General features: G+C 42.8%; 5 protein-coding genes. All 5 read left to right on the plus strand.

Annotated elements, in window-relative coordinates; translation table 11 throughout:
- Positions 1–231: 231 nt before the first annotated feature.
- Positions 232–1,953 (plus strand): solute:sodium symporter family transporter, encoded by a 1,722-nt coding sequence (locus ACJAT7_RS17050; protein WP_415228002.1) that lies wholly within the window; start codon positions 232–234, stop codon positions 1,951–1,953.
- Positions 1,954–2,105: 152 nt separating this feature from the next.
- Positions 2,106–3,125: a UDP-glucose 4-epimerase GalE gene (galE, locus tag ACJAT7_RS17055; protein WP_415228003.1), complete on the plus strand. Its 1,020-nt coding sequence runs from the start codon at positions 2,106–2,108 to the stop codon at positions 3,123–3,125.
- Positions 3,126–3,210: 85 nt separating this feature from the next.
- Complete coding sequence (locus tag ACJAT7_RS17060; RefSeq protein WP_415228004.1) at positions 3,211–4,269, plus strand: UDP-glucose--hexose-1-phosphate uridylyltransferase; 1,059 nt, start codon at positions 3,211–3,213, stop codon at positions 4,267–4,269.
- A 54-nt stretch (positions 4,270–4,323) separates the two neighbouring features.
- Entirely contained in the window at positions 4,324–5,484 is a 1,161-nt protein-coding gene (gene galK, locus ACJAT7_RS17065) for a galactokinase (protein ID WP_415228005.1), read from the plus strand.
- A gap of 107 nt (positions 5,485–5,591) precedes the next feature.
- On the plus strand, positions 5,592–6,474 hold an 883-nt coding region (gene pyk, locus ACJAT7_RS17070; RefSeq protein ID WP_415228006.1), incomplete at its 3' end, for a pyruvate kinase.

A 6,474-nucleotide genomic window follows, 5' to 3' on the forward strand; every position in this document is an offset into this window, starting at 1 on the left:
TCATTAGTGGAAACGCCGGCAACTAGTTTTCAGTTAATGAAACAACGCCCTAAATGGTTAGATAAAACACTCACATTAAGCGGTGAAAACCTCAAAGAGATTGGTCTGACTTTACCAATTTTAGATCCGGAATCTGCGCTGATGTTGCACCTAAAAAAACTATAACCCTTTTTTTACCGACTGCCTAATAGGGCAGTCGTTCAACCAACCTTAAACTTAAAGGAATAAATCATGTCAATTACGGTACTAATATCGTTTTTGCTTTTTACTGGGTTTGTATGTGTTTACACATACTTCAAAGTAAGAAAGTCAAACAACGAATCTCAAGAAGGCTTCTTTCTCGGTGGACGAAGCTTAACGGGCGGTTTAATTGCCAGCTCACTTATTTTAACTAACTTAAGCGCGACCAGCTTTGTAGGTATGAGCGGACAAGCATACTCTCATAATATGAGTGTAATGGGCTGGGAAGTTGGTTCGGGTATTACGCTGGTCGTTATTGCCCTGTTACTGGTACCGCGTTACCTAAAACAGGGTATCACTACGATTCCTGATTTCTTAGAAAGTCGTTATGACCTTTCGGTTAAGAAATTCGTGACCCTACTTTTCTTATGTCAATATGTGATTAACATTCTACCAACAACACTTTATGCGGGTGCGGTAGTACTGGGTGATATCTTTGATATACAGACTCTGCTCGGTGTTTCTGAATTTGCTGCGATTGCAATTATCTCTGCATCCATTGGCCTGCTGGGTTTCTTCTACGCGGTTTACGGCGGTCTAAAAGCTGTGGTTATTGCTGATAGTATGAATGGTATTGGTCTGATTGTCGGTGGTCTGATGATCCCTGTTTTCGGTCTAATCGTACTTGGTGATGGCAGCTTTATGGAAGGTCTGCACATATTAACCACCGCTGCGCCTGAAAAACTTCAATCTATGGGTAAAGAGTCAGATCCACTGCCGTTTTCAACGCTATTCACAGGTTTGATCTTAGTTAACCTTTACTACTGGGGTACTGACCAATCGATTGTACAGCGTGTATTAGGGGCGAAAAACCTTAAAGAGGGTCAAAAAGGGGTTATTTTAGCGGCTGCGATTAAAGTAATTTCACCTCTGTTTTTAATTATTCCAGGCGTTATTGCTTTCCATATGTTTGGTGCCGATGCGGGCAACCCGGATACTATGTATACACGTCTGGTAAACGAAGTATTACCTAAACCGTTAGTTGGCTTCTTTGTTGCTGTAATGTTCGGCGCGATTCTTAGTACCTTTAATAGCGTGCTAAACAGCTCAACCACCCTGTTTGCTCTAAATGTATACAAACCTCTGTTTGGTGCGGGTAAAGAAGATCACGAATTGGTTGCTAAAGGGCAAGCATTTGGTGTGGTCATTGCGATTGTCTCTGTGTGTATCGCCCCGTTCATTATGTATGCACCTGATGGTCTGTTCCAATACCTGCAAATGGTAGCCGGTTTCTTTAGTGTGCCAATCTTTACTATCGTATTTGTTGGTTATATCTCTAAACGTGTTCCTGCATTTGCCGCAAAGGTCGCGCTTACTGTCTTCGTATTGTCATACGGTTCAATGCAGCTTATCTTTGATACACAGATACATTTCTTACACCAGCTGGCGATCCTGTTTGTTGTTTGTACTGCACTTATGTTTGTTATCGGTCACTTTAAACCGCGTGAAACTGACTATGTTATGCCGATCAATGAAAATATTGATATCACGCCTTGGGCATTCCGTTTCGAAGCTTCTGCGATTATCCTATACATGGTACTGGGTGCATTTGTTGTATTCTCTGAAGTCGGTCTAATGTCTGATGATCCAACTGTTATGCAGGTCTACGGTATCTGTGGCGTGATCATGATTGCAGGTCTATTTAAGAGTCAATCAAGAAAAAAAGCAACACTCAAACGGCTTGAAGAAAAGGAGCTTGCTGAAGCGAAATAGCTCGAGTGTCTCTTTGACTCGCTAATGGGGTGATTTGCAACAATGCGCCCCATTAACAAGTCAGACTAATAAACCATCATCATTGCCAGTAAATGCAAGAATGATGGTTTTCCTGCAATATTTATAACAACAAAAATTTGGGAGAATTTAGTATGAAAGTATTAGTCACAGGTGGTATGGGCTACATAGGTAGCTTGACCTGCATACAAATGATTGAATCTGGTATCGAGCCAATTATTGTAGATAATTTAAGCAACAGTAAATTAACCGTATTAGATCGTATTGAAGCATTAACTCAAAAACGCCCTGTTTTTTGTCAAGGTGATGTTCGAGATCAGCACTTCTTAGATCGTATTTTTAACGAACATAATATTGACTCGGTTATTCACTTTGCCGGTTTAAAATCCGTCGGTGAATCCGTACAAAAACCACTCGAGTACTATGATAACAATGTTAATGGGTCGCTCGTGCTGGCTCGTGCAATGCGCAAAGCCAACGTAAAAAGTTTGGTTTTTAGCTCATCAGCAACCGTTTATGGCGATCCGGAAGTCGTACCTATCACAGAAAGCTCACCAACGGGCGCAACCACTAATCCCTATGGCCGTAGTAAATATATTGTCGAAGAGTGCCTATCTGATCTGTTTGCTGCAGAGCCCGATTGGAGCATCACCTTATTACGTTATTTTAACCCTGTCGGCGCACACCCATCAGGCACCATGGGAGAGGATCCTAAAGGGATCCCAAATAACTTAATGCCTTTTATTGCGCAAGTTGCAGTCGGACGTCGTGAATCGTTAGCCGTCTTTGGTGATGATTACCCAACACCAGATGGTACGGGTGTACGCGATTATATTCACGTAATGGATTTAGCAGATGGCCATATTGCAGCACTTAAAGCCGTGGGCAAAAAATCGGGTCTGCATATTTACAATTTAGGCACAGGCAAAGGCAGCAGTGTCTTAGAAATGGTAAATGCCTTTTCTGATGCCTGTGGTAAACCCGTAACTTATAATATTTGCCCGCGCCGCGCAGGTGATATTGCTCAATGCTTTGCGGATCCCCAAAAAGCGGAAAAAGATCTAGGCTGGAAGGCAGGTCGCACGATTGCCGAGATGTCTCAGGACACATGGAACTGGCAATCGCATAATCCACAGGGTTACCCAGAAGCTTAAACCTTAATGGCCATTATTTTTACCTGCTATAAATTTTCACCACCCGCAATATTCGCAAGTGGTACAACATACAGAAGAGGATACTATGACAACAATCGCTTTTAACCCAATAGACCATCCACACCGTCGTTATAACCCACTGACCGGGCAATGGATCTTAGTCTCACCACACCGTGCGAAACGCCCTTGGAGTGGTCAAGATGAAGCGCCTGCAACGGAAACATTAGCAAGTTATGATAAAAAATGTTTTTTATGTCCCACCAATGAACGAATTTCTGGTGATAAAAATCCAGATTACTCTGGCACTTATGTTTTTAACAATGACTTCGCCGCGCTGATGCCTGATTCACCCGATGCACCTGTTTCTACGAATCCTTTGTTTAAAACGCAAGGGGTACGTGGGTTAAGTCGCGTTATCTGTTTTTCACCCGATCACAGTAAAACACTGCCGGAGCTGCCAGTTAACAAAATTCGCAATGTTATCGATACCTGGAACGAGCAGATTGAAGAATTAGGTAAAGAATATTTGTGGGTACAAGCGTTTGAAAATAAAGGCGCCGCCATGGGTTGTTCGCAGCCACATCCGCACGGACAAATATGGGCGAATAGCTTTTTACCCAATGAAATTGAACGTAAAGAAGCATTATTAAAAGCTTACTATGACGAACACAGATCAAACCTATTAATAGATTATGTACAAGCTGAGTTACAGGATGGTGAACGCACCGTTGTAGAAACGGAGCACTGGCTTGCAGTGGTTCCATATTGGGCTGCATGGCCCTTTGAAACTATGCTATTACCGAAAACGCATATTCGCCGCATGAGTGAATTAACAGATGCACAACGTGATGATTTAGCACTGGCGATTAAAAAGCTCACCAGTCGTTACGATAATTTATTCCAATGTTCATTCCCCTACTCAATGGGGTGGCATTATGCGCCCTTTTTTGAAGCCGGCACGGATATTGAGCATTGGCAGTTGCACGCCCTGTTTTACCCACCACTATTACGTTCAGCGAGCGTTCGTAAATTTATGGTCGGTTATGAAATGTTGGCTGAGAGTCAGCGTGATTTAACCGCCGAACAAGCGGCACAAAAACTGCGTGATGTCAGTGATGTCCATTATAAAGAAAGCGATGCCTAGACGCTGAGCGGATAGCTTAGCCAGAAATTAATCATAAAAAGTAGAGATAACATTATGAATACTTTAATTACCAACGTAACAGAAACCTTTTTAGACGTACTGGGTTACCCAGCAACACACATTATTCAAGCCCCTGGACGGGTAAACTTAATTGGTGAGCACACCGATTATAATGACGGTTTTGTATTACCCTGCGCCATTAACTACCAAACCATGGTGGCAGCGGCCAAACGTGATGACAATATCGTACGCCTTATTTCAGTTGATTATAACAATGAAGAAAATCAATTTGATTTAACACAAGAGATAGAGTTTCAAAACGATTGCATGTGGGCTAACTACATTCGTGGCGTAGTGAAATTTTTATTGGCTCGTGGTTACCAGTTTCAAGGCGCTGATATTGTGGTTAGCGGTAATGTGCCACAAGGCGCAGGATTAAGCTCATCAGCCGCTCTTGAAGTGGTTATTGGGCAAACTTTTAAAACGCTTTATAAACTCGACATTAGCCAAGTGGATATCGCTTTAAACGGTCAGCAAGCAGAAAATGAATTTGTGGGATGTAACTGCGGCATTATGGATCAGCTTATTTCTGCCTGCGGCGAAGAGCATCATGCGCTGCTGCTTGATTGTCGTTCACTGGAAACGCAATCGGTCTCCATGCCAGAGGATATGTCCATTGTAATCATTAACTCCAACAAAAAACGCGGTTTAGTGGACAGTGAGTACAATACGCGCCGTTTACAGTGTGAAGAAGCGGCCAAGGTCTTTGGCGTAAAAGCATTGCGTGATATCACGATTGATCAGTTCGAAGCGCGAATTAATGAACTCGATGCGGTTGTTGCTAAACGAGCACGCCACGTGATCACTGAAAATGAACGCACAGTTAAAGCGGCTGATGCACTTCGCCAAGGCGATATGAAATTAATGGGGCAACTCATGGCGCAATCACATATCTCGATGCGTGATGATTTTGAAATCACCGTATCGGAAATTGATCTGATTGTGAATATTGTCAAAGCAGAGATAGGTGATTTAGGCGGCGTACGTATGACCGGCGGTGGTTTTGGCGGGTGTGTTGTTGCACTTATTCCCCCAACACTGGTTGAACAGGTCAAGAGCGCAGTAGAAAACAAATATCAAGCAGCGACAGGCATCAAAGAATCAATCTATATTTGTCAAGCAAAATCCGGTGCAAGCCAAGTACTCTCTGCTTAATTATATTAATGTAGAGTGATAAAACAGCTAACAGCGCAAACAGCAAAATTCACTGGGCAGACATGGCTAGTGAATTTTTAAAAATAAAATAGTAATAGGAATTGAACATGTCTAGACGCACCAAAATCGTGACCACATTAGGTCCAGCAACCGATCGTGATAATAACCTTGAAAAAATCATCGCCGCGGGGGCTAATATGGTTCGTATGAACTTCTCCCATGGTGAAGCGGTGGATCATGTTAAACGCGCTAATCAAGTGCGTGAAATAGCAACACGTCTAGGCGTTGAGGTGGCTATTATGGGCGACTTACAAGGCCCTAAAATTCGTGTTTCCACATTTAAAGATAATAAAATTTTACTAGCCGTCGGCGATAAATTCACTTTAGACAGTGATATTGAAAAAGGTCAAGGTAACCAACTAGCAGTCGGTCTTGATTACAAAGAATTACCCCAGGAAGTTACTGCCGGTGATATTTTAATGCTTGATGATGGACGGGTGCAACTGCAAGTTGAACAAGTTATCGGTAACAAAGTTAAAACAGTTGTAATTATTGGTGGGCCACTATCAAATAATAAAGGGATCAATAAACAAGGTGGTGGTTTGTCTGCAGCCGCACTCACTGAAAAAGATAAAAAAGACATCTTTACAGCAGCAGAAATTGGCTGTGATTACTTAGCCGTTTCTTTCCCGCGTAGCGGAGCTGATATGCGCTATGCACGTGAACTTGCTGTAGCGGCTGGCTGTAACGCCAAAATGGTTGCTAAAGTCGAGCGTGCTGAAGCGGTTGAAACTCAAGAAGCGTTAGAAGATATAATTATTGCATCAGATGTGGTCATGGTTGCCCGCGGTGATTTAGGTGTTGAAATCGGAGATGCCCGCTTAGTCGGCGTACAAAAGAATATGATCCGTACAACTCGTCGTTTAAACCGCGTTGTAATAACGGCAACACAGATGATGGAATCAATGGTCAGTGCACCTATGCCAACAC

Source organism: Psychromonas sp., from assembly GCF_047632995.1.
In the GTDB taxonomy this organism is placed as follows: domain Bacteria; phylum Pseudomonadota; class Gammaproteobacteria; order Enterobacterales; family Psychromonadaceae; genus Psychromonas.